18 protein-coding genes are annotated in these 17,885 nt (G+C 72.0%); 9 read left to right on the top strand and 9 right to left on the bottom strand.

All coding sequences use genetic code 11. The features are described from left to right. Positions 1 to 215: 215 nt before the first annotated feature. Together FNV62_RS47060 and FNV62_RS47055 are read left to right on the top strand one after the other, a co-directional pair. Positions 216 to 1,016: an endo alpha-1,4 polygalactosaminidase gene (locus tag FNV62_RS47060; RefSeq protein ID WP_375336811.1), complete on the top strand. Its 801-nt coding sequence runs from the start codon at positions 216 to 218 to the stop codon at positions 1,014 to 1,016. A 114-nt stretch (positions 1,017 to 1,130) separates the two neighbouring features. Continuing rightward, positions 1,131 to 2,822 (top strand): phospholipid carrier-dependent glycosyltransferase, encoded by a 1,692-nt coding sequence (locus FNV62_RS47055; protein ID WP_181360959.1) that lies wholly within the window; start codon positions 1,131 to 1,133, stop codon positions 2,820 to 2,822. A 10-nt stretch (positions 2,823 to 2,832) separates the two neighbouring features. Here the strand turns inward: FNV62_RS47055 and FNV62_RS47050 are convergent, their stop codons facing one another. Both FNV62_RS47050 and FNV62_RS47045 read right to left on the bottom strand, forming a co-directional pair. After that, positions 2,833 to 3,366 (bottom strand): flavoprotein, encoded by a 534-nt coding sequence (locus FNV62_RS47050; RefSeq protein ID WP_054234249.1) that lies wholly within the window; start codon positions 3,364 to 3,366, stop codon positions 2,833 to 2,835. Positions 3,367 to 3,415: 49 nt separating this feature from the next. Continuing rightward, the gene (locus tag FNV62_RS47045; RefSeq protein WP_143604206.1) at positions 3,416 to 3,874 is read right to left on the bottom strand and encodes a DUF1348 family protein; all 459 of its coding nucleotides are present in this window, start codon (positions 3,872 to 3,874) and stop codon (positions 3,416 to 3,418) included. Positions 3,875 to 3,998: 124 nt separating this feature from the next. Between FNV62_RS47045 and FNV62_RS47040 the strand changes: the two genes are divergently transcribed. Continuing rightward, on the top strand, positions 3,999 to 4,580 hold the full coding sequence (locus FNV62_RS47040) for a TetR/AcrR family transcriptional regulator (protein ID WP_143604205.1): 582 nt from the start codon (positions 3,999 to 4,001) through the stop codon (positions 4,578 to 4,580). 118 nt (positions 4,581 to 4,698) lie between these two features. On the opposite strand, the gene FNV62_RS47035 is transcribed toward FNV62_RS47040, so the two are convergent. Both FNV62_RS47035 and FNV62_RS47030 read right to left on the bottom strand, forming a co-directional pair. Continuing rightward, complete coding sequence (locus tag FNV62_RS47035; protein WP_054234301.1) at positions 4,699 to 4,893, bottom strand: ferredoxin; 195 nt, start codon at positions 4,891 to 4,893, stop codon at positions 4,699 to 4,701. A 19-nt stretch (positions 4,894 to 4,912) separates the two neighbouring features. Then, the gene (locus tag FNV62_RS47030) at positions 4,913 to 6,100 is read right to left on the bottom strand and encodes a cytochrome P450 (RefSeq protein ID WP_225900639.1); all 1,188 of its coding nucleotides are present in this window, start codon (positions 6,098 to 6,100) and stop codon (positions 4,913 to 4,915) included. 408 nt (positions 6,101 to 6,508) lie between these two features. Between FNV62_RS47030 and FNV62_RS47025 the strand changes: the two genes are divergently transcribed. Both FNV62_RS47025 and FNV62_RS47020 read left to right on the top strand, forming a co-directional pair. Continuing rightward, positions 6,509 to 7,138 (top strand): LysE family transporter, encoded by a 630-nt coding sequence (locus FNV62_RS47025; protein ID WP_054234253.1) that lies wholly within the window; start codon positions 6,509 to 6,511, stop codon positions 7,136 to 7,138. 107 nt (positions 7,139 to 7,245) lie between these two features. After that, positions 7,246 to 7,689 (top strand): nitroreductase family deazaflavin-dependent oxidoreductase, encoded by a 444-nt coding sequence (locus FNV62_RS47020; protein WP_060895683.1) that lies wholly within the window; start codon positions 7,246 to 7,248, stop codon positions 7,687 to 7,689. 66 nt (positions 7,690 to 7,755) lie between these two features. On the opposite strand, the gene FNV62_RS47015 is transcribed toward FNV62_RS47020, so the two are convergent. Next, entirely contained in the window at positions 7,756 to 8,742 is a 987-nt protein-coding gene (locus tag FNV62_RS47015) for a cation diffusion facilitator family transporter (protein WP_225900638.1), read from the bottom strand. A 111-nt stretch (positions 8,743 to 8,853) separates the two neighbouring features. Here FNV62_RS47015 and FNV62_RS47010 point away from each other — a divergent pair, with 111 nt between their 5' ends. Continuing rightward, on the top strand, positions 8,854 to 9,171 hold the full coding sequence (locus FNV62_RS47010) for a DUF4235 domain-containing protein (protein ID WP_079064799.1): 318 nt from the start codon (positions 8,854 to 8,856) through the stop codon (positions 9,169 to 9,171). 45 nt (positions 9,172 to 9,216) lie between these two features. Here the strand turns inward: FNV62_RS47010 and FNV62_RS47005 are convergent, their stop codons facing one another. The 3 genes from FNV62_RS47005 to FNV62_RS46995 form a co-directional block, all read right to left on the bottom strand. Beyond that, on the bottom strand, positions 9,217 to 9,609 hold the full coding sequence (locus tag FNV62_RS47005; protein ID WP_054234255.1) for a VOC family protein: 393 nt from the start codon (positions 9,607 to 9,609) through the stop codon (positions 9,217 to 9,219). Positions 9,610 to 9,682: 73 nt separating this feature from the next. After that, entirely contained in the window at positions 9,683 to 10,144 is a 462-nt protein-coding gene (locus FNV62_RS47000) for a pyridoxamine 5'-phosphate oxidase family protein (protein ID WP_097287872.1), read from the bottom strand. Next, positions 10,141 to 10,908: a TetR/AcrR family transcriptional regulator gene (locus FNV62_RS46995; protein WP_054234304.1), complete on the bottom strand. Its 768-nt coding sequence runs from the start codon at positions 10,906 to 10,908 to the stop codon at positions 10,141 to 10,143. The genes FNV62_RS47000 and FNV62_RS46995 overlap by 4 nt, the downstream gene beginning before the upstream one ends. 197 nt (positions 10,909 to 11,105) lie before the next feature. Here FNV62_RS46995 and FNV62_RS46990 point away from each other — a divergent pair, with 197 nt between their 5' ends. Beyond that, on the top strand, positions 11,106 to 12,599 hold the full coding sequence (locus FNV62_RS46990; RefSeq protein WP_143604203.1) for an APC family permease: 1,494 nt from the start codon (positions 11,106 to 11,108) through the stop codon (positions 12,597 to 12,599). Positions 12,600 to 12,611: 12 nt separating this feature from the next. Continuing rightward, positions 12,612 to 14,279 (top strand): amidohydrolase, encoded by a 1,668-nt coding sequence (locus FNV62_RS46985; protein ID WP_143629621.1) that lies wholly within the window; start codon positions 12,612 to 12,614, stop codon positions 14,277 to 14,279. Positions 14,280 to 14,340: 61 nt separating this feature from the next. Here the strand turns inward: FNV62_RS46985 and FNV62_RS46980 are convergent, their stop codons facing one another. Beyond that, positions 14,341 to 16,062: a fatty acyl-AMP ligase gene (locus FNV62_RS46980; RefSeq protein ID WP_143629619.1), complete on the bottom strand. Its 1,722-nt coding sequence runs from the start codon at positions 16,060 to 16,062 to the stop codon at positions 14,341 to 14,343. A 347-nt stretch (positions 16,063 to 16,409) separates the two neighbouring features. Here FNV62_RS46980 and FNV62_RS46975 point away from each other — a divergent pair, with 347 nt between their 5' ends. After that, the gene (locus tag FNV62_RS46975; RefSeq protein WP_143604200.1) at positions 16,410 to 17,714 is read left to right on the top strand and encodes a PucR family transcriptional regulator; all 1,305 of its coding nucleotides are present in this window, start codon (positions 16,410 to 16,412) and stop codon (positions 17,712 to 17,714) included. Positions 17,715 to 17,885 lie beyond the last annotated feature (171 nt).

Genomic DNA, 17,885 nt, shown 5'->3' with positions numbered 1-17,885 from the left:
CGGGTGTCGTCCAGGCGATTTGATCCTGAGGTGCCCAGGCGCCGCGCCGGGCACGCAGAGGTGCGCCCAGCCGGTAGCGGACACCGTTCGAGTCCGGCCAAAGTCGCCAGGACCGCGGGAGCGTCCGAGGCGGGGTCGTACCCGCGATCGATGGAGCCGACATTCCCGCCCAACGTGTTTCCCGCGCCACCGGCCTGGGGGCGGCCGCCGCCCTGGTGGCGCTCGCGACGCTGGTGAGCTGTACGACCGGGTCTGACCAGGGGACGCCACCCCAGCAGGGTAAGGCCTCCCCGTCGAGCCCGGGGGCCGTACAACTCCCCCCGCTCCACGCGGGCTTCGACTACCAGATCGGCGGCGCTTATCCGCCACCGTCCGGCGTCCGCATCGTCACCCGCGATCGTTCGGACTCGCCCGCGCCCGGCGTGTACAACATCTGTTACGTCAACGCCTTCCAGGCGCAGCCGGACGAGTCGAAGGCGTGGCCGGCCGATCTGCTGCTGCGGGACGCCCACGGCAAGGTCGTCATGGACCGCGACTGGAACGAGGCGCTCCTCGACCTCCGCACGCCGGCCAGGCGCACGCGGGTGGCCGCGCGGGTCAACCGCTGGATCGACGCATGCGCCGACAAGGGATTCGACGCCGTCGAGCCTGACAACTACGACAGCTACACCCGTTCCGGCCATCTGCTGACGGCGAACGACGCCACCGCGTTCATCACGCTCCTCTCGGCCCACGCACACGCCCGGGGGCTGGCCATCGGACAGAAGAACACCTCTGAACTGGCCGGGCTCAGGTCGAGGACCAAGCTCGACTTCGCGGTGGCCGAGGAGTGCGGCCAGTACGACGAGTGCGGCACGTACGCAAAGGCGTTCGACGACCGGGTGGTGGACATCGAGTACACCGACAGCGGTCTGCGCAAGGCCCTCGCCGGCTACGGCGGGCGGCTGAGCATCGTGCGCCGTGACGTGCAGGTGTCGACGCCGGGCAGTGCGGAGTACGTCCGCCGGACGCACTGACGGACGCCGCCGCGGCCCGCGAGGGGTCACCGTGCATACTCGCACCGAAGCCGGGTGGATTCCGGATGAGCGGGTGCGCACGGAGCGGACGTATCAAAGGGCATGTCGACATCCATGGCCAGCAGGCAGGGCGACCACCTGCCCACGAGCACCACCAGACCGCCGGGCCGGTTCGATCGGCTCCGGCGGCACCGGCGGTGGCTGCTCGCGCTGGCGGTGGTCGCCCTGCTGGCCCAGATGGCGGTCGCGATGGTCACGGCGGCCGCGCAGCAGACGCCGACGATCGACGAGCCGGTGTACGTGGGCACGGCGGAGACCTATGTGCGGGAACACACCCTGCACTTCAACCCCGAGCATCCGCCGCTGGGCAAACTCATCATCGCGACCGGACTGGTGTTCGCCCATCCGCACCTGGATGCCCACTTCACAGGTGATCAGACCGCGCTCGGGCGGCGGCTGCTGTACGAGTCGGGCAACGATCCCTGGCGGGTGATGCTGTGGGCGCGGCTGCCGGTGATCGTGCTGACGCTGCTGTTCGGTCTGGTCGTCCTCGCGTTCGCCCGTGAACTCGTCGGCGCCGTGGGCGGGTTGGTGGCGCTCGCGCTGTACACGTTCTCGCCCGACGTCATCACCAACGGCTCGCTCGCCACACTCGACGTACCGGCGGCCGGTTTCCCGCTGACGGCGGTGTGGCTGGTGTGGCGGGCCCGACGTCGGCGGCCCCTGCTCCACCTCGCTCTCGCGGGGGCGGCGCTCGGCGCGGCGCTCGCCACCAAGATGAGCACCCTGCCGGCGGTGCCGGTGCTGCTGCTCCTGGTGTTCCTCTCCTTCTGGCAGGCACGCCGCACGCCGGGCCTGGGCCTGCGCGCGCAACCGCGGCTCGTCGGCCTGGGTGTGGCGGTGGCGGCCGGTACGGCACTGGTGGCGCTCGCCGTCGTCTGGGCGACCTATCTCGTCGTCGACCCGCAGCTGCGTTGGACGGCTCCCGCGAACCTCCCGGCCGTGCACGGTCTGCGCGGGCTCGTCATCGACTGGCTGCCGGTGCCCCGGCCCTACCGCGACGGGATGCGGATCCAGTTCGGCTTCGAGAACGACGTGTGGACCGGCTTCCTGTTCGGACGGCTCTACCACGGCTCGCTCTGGTACTACCTGCCGGCCGCGCTGCTGGTGAAGACGCCGCTCGGCATGATCGCGCTCTGGCTCATGGGCCTCGGCGTGATGGCCGCCGTGCCCCGGCTGCGGCCCGCCGCCCCCTACGTCCTACTCCCCCCGGCCGTACTGCTGGCCGTGGCCATGACCGGGTCCCGGGACCTCGGCGTCAGATACGCCCTCTTCGTCCCGGTGTTCCTGGCGGTGGCGGCGGCCGGGGTCGTCGCCCTGCGCCGGCGCTGGGCCCACCTCGTCACGGCGGCGCTGGTCGGCTTCGTCGCGATCAGTTCGCTGCGCGCGTTCCCGTACTACCTGCCGTACTCCAACGAGGCGTTCGGCGGACCCTCGCAGACCCGCCTGCGGCTGCACGACTCGAACGTCGACTGGGGGCAGGACCTGGGCCGCCTGGCCGACCGTCTGTCCGAGCGGTATCCGCACGAGCGGGTCTGGCTGGTCTACAAGGGCAGTGGTGTGCCCTCGTACTACGGGATCGAGGCGGCCGATCCGCGCAAGGTGCCGCCGAGCGAGGTACACGGACTGCTCGCCGTGTCGGACACCGCCGTCGCGAAGGCCGACGGCCGTCTGGCGGCGCTGCTCCACGGCGCCACGCCCATCGACGACGTCGGCCACTCGATCACGATCTACCGTCGCGCGTGACCCCCAGGCGTCACGCGCGAGAAGCGAGCAGGTCCAGGGCCGCTCCCCAGGGGAACTCCGCGCGCAGACCGTCCTGCCCCGGCTCCCCGGAGTAGCGGTCGCCGAACCGGACACCCATCCCGCGCAGCCGCTCGACGCTCCCCCGGTACGCGGGGTGTGACGCCAGCGCGTCGCTCACACAGGGGAGCACGGCGATCGGGACGTCGAGGCCGTACGCCTCGTTCAGCGTGCCGAGCGCGAGGGTGTCGGATATCCCGGCCGCCCACTTGTTGACGGTGTTGAAGGTGGCCGGGGCGACGGCCACCGCGTCGGGGGCCGGGAAGGGGCGCGGGTCGCCCGGGGCCCGCCAGGCGGACCTGATCGGGCGACCGGTCTGCGCCTCGACGGCCGGCGCGTCGAAGAAGCCCAGCCCCTGCGGGGTGGCGATGACCCCGACCTCCCAACTCCGTTCCTGTGCCGCGGTGATCAGTTTGCTGACGTCCCGCGCGACAGCGGCCGCGCACACCACGACGTACAGGAAGGGCTTTTCGGCGTGTTCAGTCACGTGGGCACCCTAGTGAACACACGGGATCGCCGGTGGACGCGCGGGGTGCCTAGTGGACCGGGAAGGTGTCCCCGTGTTCGGCTTCCGGGCGCGGGCCGAAGATGCGGCGCTCGTGCTCCTCGATGCGTACGTCGTTGATACTGGCCTCGCGCCGGGTCATCAGCCCGTGCTCGTCGAACTCCCACAGCTCGTTGCCGTACGACCGATACCACTGCCCGTCGGCGTCGTGCGACTCGTACTGGAAACGGACGGCGATGCGGTTGCCGTCGAAGGCCCACAGGTCCTTGCGCAGGGCGTACTCGTGTTCACGCGCCCACTTGGCGGTGAGGAGTTCGACGATCTCGGCGCGACCGGAGACAAAGGTGTCGCGGTTGCGCCAGACCGAGTCCTCGGAGTAGGCGAGGGCGACCTTGTGGGGGTCACGGGTGTTCCAGGCGTCCTCGGCCGCCTGGACCTTCTGGACCGCGGTCTCGCGGGTGAAGGGCGGGAGGGGCGGGCGGTCGTTCATGGGGCTGTCCTTTCAGGTACACGCGCATCCGGTCCACGCGCATCACATGAGTGGAGAACGTGCGTTCTCTCTCATGACTGCTAACGTAGAGAACGTTGGTTCTCACGTCAAGGAGCAGCCCCGCATGGACAGCACAGCCGCCCGCGAACAGGCTCTCGCCGCCGCCCGGGAGTTGGCGTTGGACGCCGCGGAGGAGCTCTTCTACGCCCGTGGCATCCAGACCGTCGGCATGGACGACATCCGCGGCGCCTCGGGGGTCTCCCTCAAGCGGCTCTATCAGCTGTTCCCGGCGAAGGAACTCCTCGTCGAGGCGTATCTCGAGCGGCGCGACGTGCGCTGGCGGCAGCGGCTGGCCGAGCACGTCGACGGGTACGAGGAGCCCGGGCGGCGGATCCTGGCGGTGTTCGAATGGCTGGGGCAATGGTTCGCCGAGCCCGACTTCCGGGGGTGCGCCTGGATCAACTCCTACGGCGAACTCGGCGCGACCTCACCCCGCGTGGTCGCCCAGGTCCGCGGCCACAAGGGAGCGTTCAAGGACTACCTGGGCGGTCTGGTGACCGACTCGGGACTTCCCGGCGCCCTCACCGACCAGCTGTTCCTGCTGGCCGAGGGCGCCATGGTCACCGCGGGCATCACACGAAGCACGGCGCCGGCCGAGCAGGCGGCCGACGCGGCACGGGCACTCGTCGAGGCCCAGCGGCGATAGAGCCGCCGCTCGACGGGGACGGCGGGCTCGCGCCGGCCGTCCCCGCCCAGTGGTCTCGGCGCTCGTCGAGTGGTCCTCGGCGTTCGTCGAGTCGTTCTCAGGTCTCGTCGTGTGCTCCTCAGCTCTCGGAGACGGTGATGGCGCCCACCGGGCAGGCCCGCGCGGCCTCCCGGACCAGCGGGTCGCCGCCGCCGTCCTCTCGGCCGGGCAACAGCGCGCTGAAGCCGTCGTCGTCCTGGGTGAAGACGTTCGGCGCGGTCAGCGCGCACTGTCCCGCGCCGATGCAGACGTCCTTGTCGATGGCGATCTCGATGTTCATGGCCGCCAGCCTCTTACCAGGTCACGGGGAGTTCCAGCATCCCCTGGATCGTGTCTCCCGCTTTGAAGGGGATCTCGTCCGCCGGTACGGCCAGACGCAGTCCGGGCAACCGGTCGAAGAGCGACAGCAGGGCGATCTCCATCTCGGCGCGGGCGAGGTTCTGGCCGAGGCACTGGTGGATGCCGAAGCCGAAGGCGACGTGATGACGGGCCGAACGGTGCCAGTCCAGGGCGTCCGGCTCGGGGAAGGTGCCCGCGTCACGGTTGATGACGGAGGTCGAGAAGACCACGCCCTCGTCGGCGCGGATCGTCGCCCCGGCCACCTCGATGTCCTCGGTGGCCACCCGCAGCAGCCCGTCGGCGATGGACAGGAAGCGCAGCAGTTCCTCCACGGCGGCGGGCATGAGCGTCGGCTCGGCCCGCAGTTCCGCCAGCTGCTCGGGGTGGTGCAACAGGGTGAACGTACCGAGCGAGATCATGTTCGCGGTCGTCTCGTGCCCGGCGACCAGCAGGATCGTCGCCAGGCTGATCAGCTCCTCGCGGTCCACCTTCCCCTCGCGCAGCTGTTCGTGGATGAGTTCGTCGAGGAGCCCGTCCCCCGGGTCCTTCTCCTTGCGGTCGATCAGTGCCCCGAAGTAGGCCTCCAGCTGGTCGCGCGCGTCCTGGGTGTCCGCGGCGGTCGGGCCGCGCAGAAGCCTGCGGGACTGCTCCTCGAAGAAGTCGTGGTCGGCGTACGGGACGCCGAGCAGCGCGCAGATCACCATCGAGGGCACCGGCAGCGCGAAGGCGCTGACCAGTTCGGTGGGCGGGCCCTGCCGCTCCACGGCGTCCAGCAGCCGGTCGACGGTTTCCTGGATGCGCGGGCGCAGGGCCGCGGTCCGTTTCAGGGTGAAGCTCGGCACGAGCATGCGGCGCTGGGTGTGGTGGGCCGGATCGTCGAGCCCGAGCAGCGCGACCCGCCGGTTGCGGGACTGGGCGAACCGTTCCGTGGGCATCGGGAACGCGGGGCGGGTGCGGTCGGAGGAGAGCCGGGGATCGGTGAGCAGTTCACGGGCGGTGCCGTGCCCGGTGACGACCCACACGTTGCGCCCGTCGAACAGGGAGACGCGCGACAGGGGGTGCGCCTCGCGCAGGGCGTCGTAGGCGGTGGGCGGGTGGTAGGGACACGTACGGTCCTGGGGGAAGGCAACGGGTTCTGTCATGAGTGACCTCGCAAGCGATGGTTCCCTCTTGCCGATCTTCATTAGATGCCCCAGGCACCTATAGGAGCCACGCAAAGTTCGGCCAGATGCCCCGGACGGACCATCTGGCCGATCACCGTCGCCGGTTGGGGCGGTCGCCGGGCTCCCACGGGCCTCGGTCGCCGCCCAGGTGCCGTCCGTACGGTGCGTGTGTGGCTCGATCCAACCGCTACCTCCACGGTACACACCCGCTTTCGGTGGCTCGGTGACGTCCTCGCGTAATTCGCTTGCACGGGCGGCCCGACGGCCCCAGGATCTGCCCATGCCCACGATCGAAGCCCTTCTGCCGCCGACCTCCGCCGCCGCCGCTCGTCCGGTGCGGGTCCAGCAGCAGCCCGGCCGTCCGCGGAGGCCCTCGCTTCCCCGGTCGTGACCGCCGCGCTCGTCGCGGGGCTTCTCGCGGGCTATGGCATCGCCATCCCCGTCGGAGCGGTCGCGACCTATCTCGTCTCCCTCACCGCGCGTACGTCCCTGAGAACCGGCGGGTGCGCCGCGCTGGGCGTCGCGACCGCCGACGGGCTGTACGCCCTGGTCGCCGCCCTCGGGGGCGCCGCGCTCGCCGCCGCGCTGCAACCGGTGCTCGCGCCGTTGCGCTGGGCCTCCGTTCTGGTGCTGCTCGCCATGGCCGTACGGGGCGCGGTCGGCGCGGTGCGCCAGTACCGCGAACAGCGGCTCGCGGCCCGGTCCGTACGGGACCCGGTGCGCCCGGCGCGGGCGTACCTGACCCTGCTCGGGATCACCCTCCTCAATCCCACCACCGTGATCTACTTCGCGGCCCTGGTCCTCGGCAGTCGGACGGCCGAGGCGGTGCGCCCCCTGGAGCAGGGGGTGTTCGTGCTCGCCGCGTTCGTCGCGTCCGCGAGCTGGCAACTCCTGCTCGCCGGCGGCGGTGCGCTGCTCGGCCGGGCGCTGACGGGACGACGGGGGCGGCTGGTCACGGCGCTCGCGTCGAGTGCCGTGATCGTGGTGCTGGCGGTACGGATGCTCGTCGCACCATGAGGAGTGGACCTCGCGCACCAGCGGGCCGGGTGCGGATGATTCGCGTCCGTGCTGGTGTTGAATCATGCCGAGACAGGATCAGCACGAGCGACGATGGGACGGAAGTCATGCCTCTTGAGGGTGAGTACGAACCCAGCCCGACGCAGTGGGTGCGTGACCAGGTGGAGTTGTACGAGGGCTCCGGCGGCACCAAGGGGACCACGCTGCTGGACACGGGACTGCCGGTCATCATTCTCACGACCCGGGGTGCCAAGAGCGGCAAGATCCGCAAGACCCCGCTGATGCGGGTCGAGCACGACGGACGTTACGCGGTGGTCGCCTCGCAGGGCGGCGCCCCCAAGCACCCGGTCTGGTACTTCAACGTGCAGTCCGATCCGCACGTGGAGCTCCAGGACGGCGCCGAGCGCCAGGACATGACGGCGCGTGAGGTCACCGGTGAGGAGAAGGCCCAGTGGTGGGAACGCGCGGTCGCCGCGTACCCCCCGTACGCCGACTACCAGAAGAAGACGGACCGCGAGATCCCCGTCTTCGTGCTGGAGTCGACGGACTGACCGACCCGGACCGAACTTCCTCGGAAATCGGTGCGCATGATCCCTCGCGCGCCGGGCACCCGTGCCTCAGGCCCCGCCGCGCTCCCCCGTCGCGGCGGGGCTTTCCGCTGCCACGTTCCCGCGCGCCGCGTCCTGTGGCGCACCCGGGTCGGTGACGTCCAGGAAGATCTGATCGGCCTCCGGGACGGTGTGGGCGACGGAGCGTTTGATGCGGACGGCGACCTCCTCGACCTCCTCGCTGTCCAGGCCCGGCACGAGGTCGATGCGGGCGGCGACCAGGGTCGAGTCGAGGCCGAGCTGCATGGTGAGCAGCGCCTCCACGCTGTCGATCTCGGGCTGCGCCTCCAGCAGGGTCCGGATCCGACGGCTCGCCTCCTCGTCGGCGGCGCGCCCGATGAGCTGTTCGCGCGCGTCCCGGCCGAGCCAGTAGGCGACGCACACGAGGAGCACCCCGATGGCGAGGGAGGCGCAGGCCTCCCACACGACCTGGCCGGTGACCATGTGCAGCACCATGCCGGTAATCGCGAACATGACACCGATCACGGCGGTGCCGTCCTCGGCGACCACCGTACGCAGGGCGGGGTCGCGCATCCCGTCCGCGCCGCCGCCCTGCCGGCGCACCTGGTGCAGCGCCCTGAGCAGGGAAGCTCCCTCGGCGAGCAGGGCGACGCCCAGGACCGCCAGTCCGGCCACATAGCCGTGGAAGGACTCCTCGGCGCCGTTCCGCAGCGCTTCGACGCCCTGGAAGAAGGAGAAGCAGCCGCCCATCACGAAGATGCCGACGGCCGCGAGAAGCGACCAGAAGAACCGTTCCTTGCCGTAGCCGAAGGGGTGTCGATGGTCGGCGGGGCGGCGGCTGCGACGCAGCGCGGCGAGGAGGAACACCTCGTTCATGCTGTCGGCGACGGAGTGAGCCGCCTCGGAGAGGAGCGCGGGTGAGCCCGCGAGGAGGCCACCCACCGCCTTGGCCACGGCGATCAACAGGTTGGCGCCCAGGGCGACCAGCACGGTGAGGCGTGTCCTGCGGTCCGACGTGTTCGGTTTCCGGTTCACCTCGGCCGGTTTCCCAGGAGTGCCCGCCTCACACTTCGGCGTACACCCACGCCCTCTACCCCGCGCCAGGATTCGGTGACACCGTCGGCCTCGACCGAGAAGGAGGACCAGGTGTCCAAGAAGGTGTCCAAGAAGCCGAGGAAACTCAAACTCCCCCTCGCCTACAAGCCCCTCGGCTTCGCGCTGGGCTGGGCGAGCGGCGCGCTGGCCGGGATCGCCTTCCGGGCGACCTGGAAGGCGATCCGGCACGAGGAGGACGCGCCCGACGCCCTGGACAAGGACCGCGGCTGGGGCGAGGTGCTGCTCGCCGCGGCCCTTCAGGGCGCCTTGTTCGCGGTGGCGCGCAGCGCCGCGGACCGTACGGGCGCCAAGGCCGTCGAACGCTCGACGGGGGTCTGGCCGTCGTCGGACAAGGGCGGGCGGGACTGAGGACCGGCGACCCGCCGCGAGCGCGACTTGGCGCGGGTGGGGCGGTCAGCCCTGTTTGGGTGTGGTCGACGGCAGGAGGCGCAGGGTGAAGGAGTGTCCTGACGGGTCGGCGTAACCGCGTTCCTCGAACGGACCGGACGGATCCTTGGTCTCGATCGGGCGCCCGCCGAGGCCGACGATCCGGCGTTCCGCCTCGTCCAGGTCGGCCACCTGGAAGTCCAGGTGCACCTGGAGGGAGTTCTCGGGCCGCGGCCAGCTGGGCGGCGTCGCCATCACGTCGCGGCGGAACGCCATCCGGATGCCGTCGACGCCCCTGATCTCCACACGGTTCGCGGTCGCGTCCGTCTCCTCGGCCTCGATCAGCTCGCTGTAGAAGGCGGCGAGCTTCTCGGGCTCGGCGCAGTCCAGTACCACGACGCCTGCGGTGACCAGTGCCATGTGTCCTCCGTACGGGGTTCCGGGCGCGGGCGGCGGCCGCCCGCTGTGTTCCCGGTTACCCCGCAGGACGAATTCAGTCCGCCAGGAGCCACTCCCCGTCGCGCATGAGGTCGCGCCCGGTGAGTTCGTCGGCCTCGCGCCAGGCCTGCACGCGCCGCGGGCTGATACGGAAGTAGAGGTACGCCGTGGTCAGTCCGCGCGGGTCGAAGCCGGTCTTCTCGGCGAAGGCGTCGCCGACTCCGTCCGGCAGCGCGGCGGCCTCCAGCGCCTCGGCGGTTCCCTCGACGAGCACCACGTCGCGGGTCGGGCCGATGCCCAGGCGCACCTTGCCGGTCGCACGCAGGTTGCGGCCGGTCGGACTGGCGGCCGGGGTGGCGAGCAGCAGGGTCGTGCCGTCCCAGAGGAAGGACAGCGGGATCAGGTACGGCGTTTCCCCGGCGCCGTCGGCCGTGGACACCCAGCAGTCGACGTCGTTCTCCAGCCGGTGGAGGGTGTCGTGCTTGCGCTGCTTCAGGGAGCGGGCGGGCGGGTTCATGGGCGGGCGGACTCCTGATCTTCTGCTCGGGCGTGGGAAGGATCGGCGTGACCGGCGCGCTCGGTGACCTCTTCCAAGCGGGCCGCCGCCGCGGTCAACAGCATGTCCAGCGCCACCGGATAGGCGCTGCGGCGCATGTCCACCAGCAGATGGCGGGCGGTCGCCGCGATGTGCGGGTGGGTGTCGGCGGGCAGCCGGGCGTACGTCGCCCGCCACACGCCCGCCTCCGCGTCACGCGCGGCGCGCGGAAGCGCGAGGCTCGCCGCGTCGAGGGCGGCGAAGGCCAGGGACTGGTCGACGAAGGCGTGGTAGATCCGCACCGCGTCCGGGTCCGGGAAACCGGCTCGGCGCAGCACGCCGAGGATGGTTTCCACGGCCTCGATCTCGTGGACCCGGCCGGTGACGCGGTAGGAGCTGAGCACCGCGGCCTGCGGATGCGACAGCGCCCCGGCGTGCATCCGCAGGCCGAGATCCCGCAGGTCGGCGCGCCAGTCCCCGGCGGGGCGCCAGGTGCGCAGGGTGCGGCCGATGAGTTCGTCGGCGATGGCGAGGAGCAGGTCGTCGGTGTCGCGGAAGTACCGGTACAGGGCGGTCGGGTCGGCGCCGAGGGCGAGGCCGAGGCGGCGGACGGTGAGGGCGTCGGCGCCGTGCTCCTTGAGCAGCCGCAGCGCGGTCTCGACGATCAGCTCCTCGGAGAGCACGACTCCGGTCTTGGTGGGGCGCCTGCGCCGCCGGGCGGCGGGCGGGACGACCCGGTCGTTCATGGACGTCATGGACTCTCCCTCCGCTGCCGCGCGGGCTCCGCGCCTCCGGTGCCGCACGGGCTCCGCCTCCGGTGCCGCGCTCCGACCTCCGGTGCGGGCACCTTATGTCAACGGCGTTGACCTGTTAAGGCCTCGGGCAGTTTCATTTCCGGTCATCGGGCCGGAATCAGGCCCCCTGGGTGCGATCGGAGCAGGCCATGACGCAGCAGCCCTACGGTGAGGACCCCCCGTCCCTGCGCAAGTCGCTCGGCGTCGTGGACGGCGTCGCCATCGCCGCCTCCAGCACGGCGGCGACCACCAGCATCGGCATCGGGCTGGGCGTGACGGCCGGCGTGGTCGGGCTGCATCTGCCCGCCATCATGCTGCTGGCCTTCCTGCCGATCCTCGGGATCGCGGGCGCCTACAGCCGGCTGAACCGGGTCGAGCCGAACGCGGGCAACGGCTATGTGTGGGTGGGCCGTTCGCTCACCCCCTGGCTCGGCTTCCTCGTCGGCTGGGTGAACATCGTGGCCACGGTGGCGTTCCTCGCGTACACCACGGCCGTGACCGGCTCGGCGATGCTCCAACTGGCCGGTGAGGCCGGGCTGCACACGGTGGCGGGGCTGGTGCTGGACCCGGGTTCCACCGCGCAGACGACCGCGGTGGGCATCGTGGTCCTCGTCGCCGTCACCCTCACCGCGGTCACCGGGGTCAGGACCGCGGCCCGGCTGCAGAGCGGGCTGCTCGTCTTCGAGTACGTCGTGCTGCTGGGCTTCTGCGGCTACGGCATCGTCACCGGTCCGCACCCCTTCCGGCTGAGCTGGTTCGACCCGTTCGCGATTCCCTCGGCGTCGGCGCTGGCGCAGGGGCTGCTGCTGTCGGTGTTCTGCTACTGGGGCTTCGAGGCGGCGTTCACCGTGAACGAGGAGGTGCGCGACCCGCGCGACGCCTCACGGGCCGGACTCATCACGCTGGTCACCATGCTGGGACTGTTCCTCCTCGGCTCGGTCGCCTTCCAACGCGTGCTGTCCGAGCAGGAGTTGGCCGGGCACGGCGCGCAGGGGCTGGCGTTCTTCGGTGACCGGCTCGCCTCCCAGCCGCTGGCCGCGTTGCCCCTGGTCGCCCTGATGTTCTCGGCCGTCGCCTCGCTGCAGGCCGGGGTGATCCCGACGGCTCGCGGGATGTTCGCGATGAGCCGGGACCGCACGCTCGGACCGGTGTGGTCCAAGGTCAGCGCGCGGTACGGGACTCCGGCGACCGGAACGCTGCTGATCGGCGCGCTGGCGACGGTGGTCGCCGCCCTCGCCCTGGTGATTCCCCGTCTCGCCGACATGATCATGGCGACGGTGAACGCGGTCGGGATCGTCGTCGCGCTGTCCTACGCGCTCACCGCCCTCGCGGCCGCCGCCCGCTTCCGGGGCCTGCTGCGGGAGGACTGGCGGCAGGGGATACGGGCCGTGGTCCTGCCCTCCTTGAGCGCGGCGGCCCTGCTCGCGCTCGGCGGCTATCTCGCCTGGTCCTTCTACACCTCCACCGACCACTTCGAAGTCAGCGCGGACAACGGCTGGTTCCTGCTGCTCACCCCCGCCCTGATGATCGCCTCCGGTTTCCTGGCCGCCGCGTGGGCGAAGTGGGTCCGTAAGTCCCCCTACTTCCGTACGGGACACGGCACCGACGCCGACGCGCCCCAACTGCTGGCCACATCCAACTAAGGAAAGATGCACATGCACGCCGATCTCCTCTTCACCGGCGGCCCGGTCCTCACCCCCGAGAACCACGAGGGTCCCGGGGGTCCCAGGGGCCCCGAAGGCCGCGGCGCGACAGCCGTCGCCGTCACCGGCGACCGGATCACCGCCGTCGGAAACTCCGAGGTCCACGACCTGGTCGGCCCGGAGACGGAGGTGGTCGACCTGGCGGGACGGCTGCTCCTGCCGGGCTTCCAGGACGCCCACGTCCACCCGGTCCCGGCGGGGCTCGAACTCAGTCAGTGCGACCTCACGGGGGCGAAGACCGCCGAGGAGACCCTCGCCGCCGTACGGGCCTACGCCGACGCGCACCCGGAACGGGAGTGGATCACGGGCGGCGGCTGGTCCATGGAGGCCTTCGCGGGCGGTACGCCGACCAAGGTGCTGCTGGACGCGGTCGTACCGGACCGGCCGGTGTACCTGCCGAACCGGGATCACCACGGCGCCTGGGTCAACAGCCGTGCCCTCGAGCTCGCGGGCGTCACCCGCGACACGCCCGACCCGGCCGACGGGCGCTTCGAGCGGGACGCCTCGGGCGAGCCGAACGGGATGCTCCAGGAAGGGGCCATGCACTACGTCGGCCGGCACACTCCCCGGGCCACCGCCGCGGACCGGCTCGCCGCGCTGCTGCGTGCCCAGCGGGAGCTGCACGCGCTCGGCATCACCGCCTGGCAGGACGCGCTGGTCGGCGCGTTCGTGGGGATGGAGGACCCGTCGGACGCCTATCTGACGGCCGCCCGCGACGGTTCACTGACCGCACGTGTCGTCGGCGCGCTGTGGTGGGACCGGGAGCGTGGGGCCGAGCAGATACCCGAACTCGTCGAACGGCGGGCCGCGTTCAGCCACGGCCGGTTCCGCGCCGACAGCGTCAAGCTGATGCTGGACGGGGTCGCCGAGAACGGCACGGCCGCGCTGCTCGACCCCTATCTGGACCGGTGCGGCTGCGCCACCGCGAATCGGGGGAAGAGCTTCATCGATCCGGCTCGACTTCCGTCGTACGTCACCGAGTTGGACGCGCTCGGCTTCCAGTGTCACTTCCACGCGCTGGGCGACCGGGCCGTACGCGACGCCCTGGACGCCGTGGAGGCGGCACGGAGGGCCAACGGGCGAAGCGACACCCGTCCGCACCTCGCCCATCTCCAGGTGGTGCACCCCGACGACGTACCCCGCTTCGCGCGTCTCGGTGCCACGGCCAACATCCAGCCCCTGTGGGCGGCGCACGAACCGCAGATGGACGAGCTGACCCTGCCCTTCCTCGGGCCGGAACGGGCCTCCTGGCAGTACCCGTTCGGAGCGCTGCTGCGTTCCGGGGCGAGGCTCGCCGCGGGCAGCGACTGGCCGGTCAGCAGCGCCGACCCGCTTCAGGGCATCCACGTCGCGGTCAACCGGGTGGCCCCGGACGGGACCGGGCCGGTGTTCCTGCCGGACGAGCGCATCGACCTGACGGCCGCCCTCATGGCGTACACGGCGGGCTCGGCGTACGCGAACCACCTCGACGACACCGGGAGCGTACGGGCCGGGGCGCTGGCCGATCTCGTGGTGCTGGACCGCGACCCGTACGCCGGTCCGCCGGAGGAGATCGCGTCCGCGAAGGTCGCCCTGACCTATGTGGGGGGTGAGCGCGTCCACACGGCGTCGGGAGCCTGACGTCCCTTGCGGCCGTAGGAGTGCGGTCCGGCCTCCGGGCGCCAAGCCGTACGCGTCGGGCTCACCAGGGATCGAACCCGCCGTCGAGGAAGCGGGCCCGGCAGGCCGCACGGGCCACCTTGCCGCTGCTGGTGCGGGGCACGGAGCCGGGCGGGACGAGCAGCAGGGCGCCGAGCCGCACTCCGTGGCGGGCGGAGACCGCGGCGCGTACGTCGCGCTCCCTCGCGCGGGTCTCTTCCTCGGTGGGGTCGATCTCGCGGCGGTGCTCGGCGACCACGACGAGTTCCTCGCCCGTGTCGTCGGCGCGGGTCACGCCGAAGGCGGCCAGCCGGTCCCGGCGGACGAGGTCCACGGCGCTCTGGACGGTCTCCTCGATGTCCTGGGGGTAGTGGTTGCGTCCGTCCACGATGATCACGTCCTTGAGTCGGCCGGTGACCAGCAGCCGTCCGTCGAGCAGAGCGCCGTAGTCGCCCGTGCGCAGCCAACCCCCGGGGTCGCGCAGAGCCCGATCGGCGCGCTTCCAGTAGCCGCGCCCGATGTTGGGACCGCGCAGCTCGATCTCGCCGACCCGCCCCTGAGGCAGCGCGGCGCCCTCGGCGTCGACGATCCGCACCTCCTGGCCGACGGGCGCGCCGCAGGACACGAGCACGGCCGCCGCGCCCGCCCGGTCCTGTGTGCTCTCGATCCGCCCCTCGGCGAGCGCGCCCGCGTCGCAGTCCATCGTCGTGGGCTCCGCCGTGGGCGCGTCCGCCGTCACGAACACGGTGGCCTCGGCGAGTCCGTACGCGGGACAGTGCGCCGCCGGGTCGAGGCCCGCGGGTGCGAAGGCGGCACGGAAGCGGTCGATGGTGCCCGGCCGCACCGGCTCGCCGCCGTTGATCAGGGCGCGTACGCGGTCGAGGCGCAGCTCGTCGGCCAGGGCGGGGTCGGTGCGGGCCACGCAGTAGTCGTACGCGAAGTTGGGGGCGGCGCTGATCGTGCCGTCGTACGCGCCCAGCAGGCGCAGCCAGCGCCCGGGGTTCTCCAGGAAGGCCGCCGGGTCCATCAGGACGGAGGGGAAGCCGCCGAGGACGGGCGCGGCCACGCTGAGGACCAGGCCCATGTCGTGGAAGAGGGGCAGCCAGCCGACGGTCGTGGTGGCACCGGGATCGTCGAGGTCGCCCGCGAAGGCGTCGATGGCCTGGCGGGCGTTGGCGACGACGTTGGCGTGGCTGATCATCACACCGGCGGGGTCTCTGGTGGAGCCCGAGGTGTACTGGAGATAGGCGATGTCGTCGGGGACCGGCGCGGACTCGACCTCGTCGAAGGCGAAGCGCTGGAGGGGGAGCCGGTCGACGGGGACGACCGGTACGGCGGGCAGCGCGTGGTCCAGGACGAAGGTGTCGACCGCGATGACGGTGGCCGAGTCGGTGAGCAGGCAGCCCGGTTCGCAGTCGGCGAGGACGGCCGCCAGTGCGCCCGCGTGACCGGGGAGCCGGGGGCTGAAGAGCGGTACCGCGATCACGCGTGCGTAGAGGCAGCCGAGGAAGGCCGCCACGTAGTCGAGTCCTTGGGGCATGAGCAGTGCGGCCCGGTCGCCGGGCGCGGCGAGGGTCACCAGCCGGTCGGCGACGGAGCGGGCACGGGCGTCCAGGGCCCGCCAGCCGAGGGTGCGGTGCTCTCCCGGGGACGCCGTGTCGGGGAAGTCGACGTGGCTGAAGGCGCGTTGCTGCGGGCGGTGGCGTGCCCAGTACCGCAGGTGGTCCGTCAGTGGTGCGTCGGCGGGCGGCCGGGCGGGGGTCATGGGATGGCTCCAACTCGTGCGGGCGGAGGGGCTGTTGCCCGGCGGGGTGGGCAAGCAAGGGGGACGGGCCCAGCGTCCGCCGAGGAGTGCCGGTCGGGTTAGACGACGTGTTGACAGTTCGTCACCCGGCCTCTGTCAGTCGGCTGACAAAGACCCGGCCCCGATTCGGCGCCCGGGGCCAATCCGCGGGGGCTCCGGGCCGTCGACCGCCGACGCCGTCGGGTCCCCGTTGTCACCGAGTGACCATCCACACACCCACGTCTGTCCGCCGTTGACGGGGCGCGGCTCGTTACTTGCCGGTATCGTCTCCGAGCCCCCGACCGCGCCCGCAGAAGGGAGCCGCAGTGATGACCGGATTCCACACCTCGGAGAGCGAGGACGCGGGCCGCGGAGCGGCCGAGGCGACAGACTCCGTGACGGACGCGACGGACGCGGTGGCCGCACCGGAGACGGGCGACGAGCCCAACGGCCCCTTCAGGGCGATCCCTTCGGACCTCCACCACCATCTCCGGCCGTTCTTCACCGACATCAGGGAAGAGGTCGTACGGGCGATCAAGACCGAGATCCCGGAGTACGCGCGCCCGACGGACGACACCTACATGCAGGTCGTGCAGCGGGGTGTCGAGCACGCCCTGCAGGGGTTCCTGGAACGGATGGCTCAGCCGGACACCGACTGGGAGCCGGTGAAGGAGACCTACCGGCGCATCGGGCGCGGCGAGGCGGACGAGGGGCGCAGTCTCGACTCGTTCCAGTCCGCGCTGCGGCTCGGCGCGCGGGTGACGTGGCGTCGGATCAACGCGCTGGTCGACGCCGAACTGCTGCCGCGCAATGTGCTGGCCGCCTTCGGCGAGGCGCTGTTCCTGCATCTGGACGAGATGGCGGCCGCGACGACCGCGGGCTACACGGAGGCACGGCTGCACCGGGCGGGCGAGCTGCAGCAACGGCGGGCCCGGCTCCTCGATCTGCTCACCGCCGATCCGCCGGCGTCGGCCGAGGCGATCAGCGAGCTCGCGCACACGGCGGGGTGGCCGGTGCCGAGTGCGCTGGCGGTGGTCGCGATCGACCGTGGGCCGCGGCCCACGGCGGCGGCCCGGCCCATCGTGCCGCCGGAGTTCCTCGCCCGGTTCGACGTCCGGCCGGCCGTCCTCGTCGTGCCGGATCCGGAGGGGCCGGGGCGGGCGCGGGCGGTCTCCGGGGCGCTGCACGGGTTACGTACGGCGATGGGGCCCACCGTGGCGCTGCACGAGGGCGCCCGGTCGCTGCGCTGGGCGGCCGAGGCGCTGGAGCTGGTGCGGCGGGGCATCCTGCCCGACACGGAGATGGTGCGCTGCCAGGAGCACCTGGCCACGCTCCTGCTCTTCCGGGACGAGGCGTTGGTGGACGCGATGGCCGAACGCCGGTTGAGCCCGCTGGACCGGATGCGCTCGCCGCAGCGCGAGCGGCTCGCCGAGACGCTGCTGACCTGGCTGCAGAGCGGCCACAACGCGAGTGAAGTGGCGGCGCGGCTCGCCGTGCACCCGCAGACGGTGCGCTATCGGATGCGGCAGCTGGACGAGTTGTTCGGCGAGCGGCTCCATGATCCGACGGCCCAGTTCGAGATGCAGCTCGCGCTGCGGGCGCTGACGCTGCGGCGGGCCGCCGGGGCCGGGTGACGGTCACGCCCTGCGGAGTGTGCGGTTGGCGCCCGCGGCGGCCGTCGTCGCGAGCGGCCGGCCGAGGCACACCAGGACCGCGGCCGCCCACCGGAGTCCGCGCGCGGTGAAGCCGTCGCAGTCGCTGCCCCAGTGGCCGCGCGGGGCAACCTGAAGCGCCCCGTGACTTCC

The sequence above is a fragment of the Streptomyces sp. RLB3-17 genome, assembly GCF_007113425.2.
In the GTDB taxonomy this organism is placed as follows: Bacteria; Actinomycetota; Actinomycetes; order Streptomycetales; family Streptomycetaceae; genus Streptomyces; species Streptomyces mirabilis_D.
Note: the sequence above shows the minus strand (reverse complement) of the source record. Positions and strands in the feature narration are given on the sequence as shown.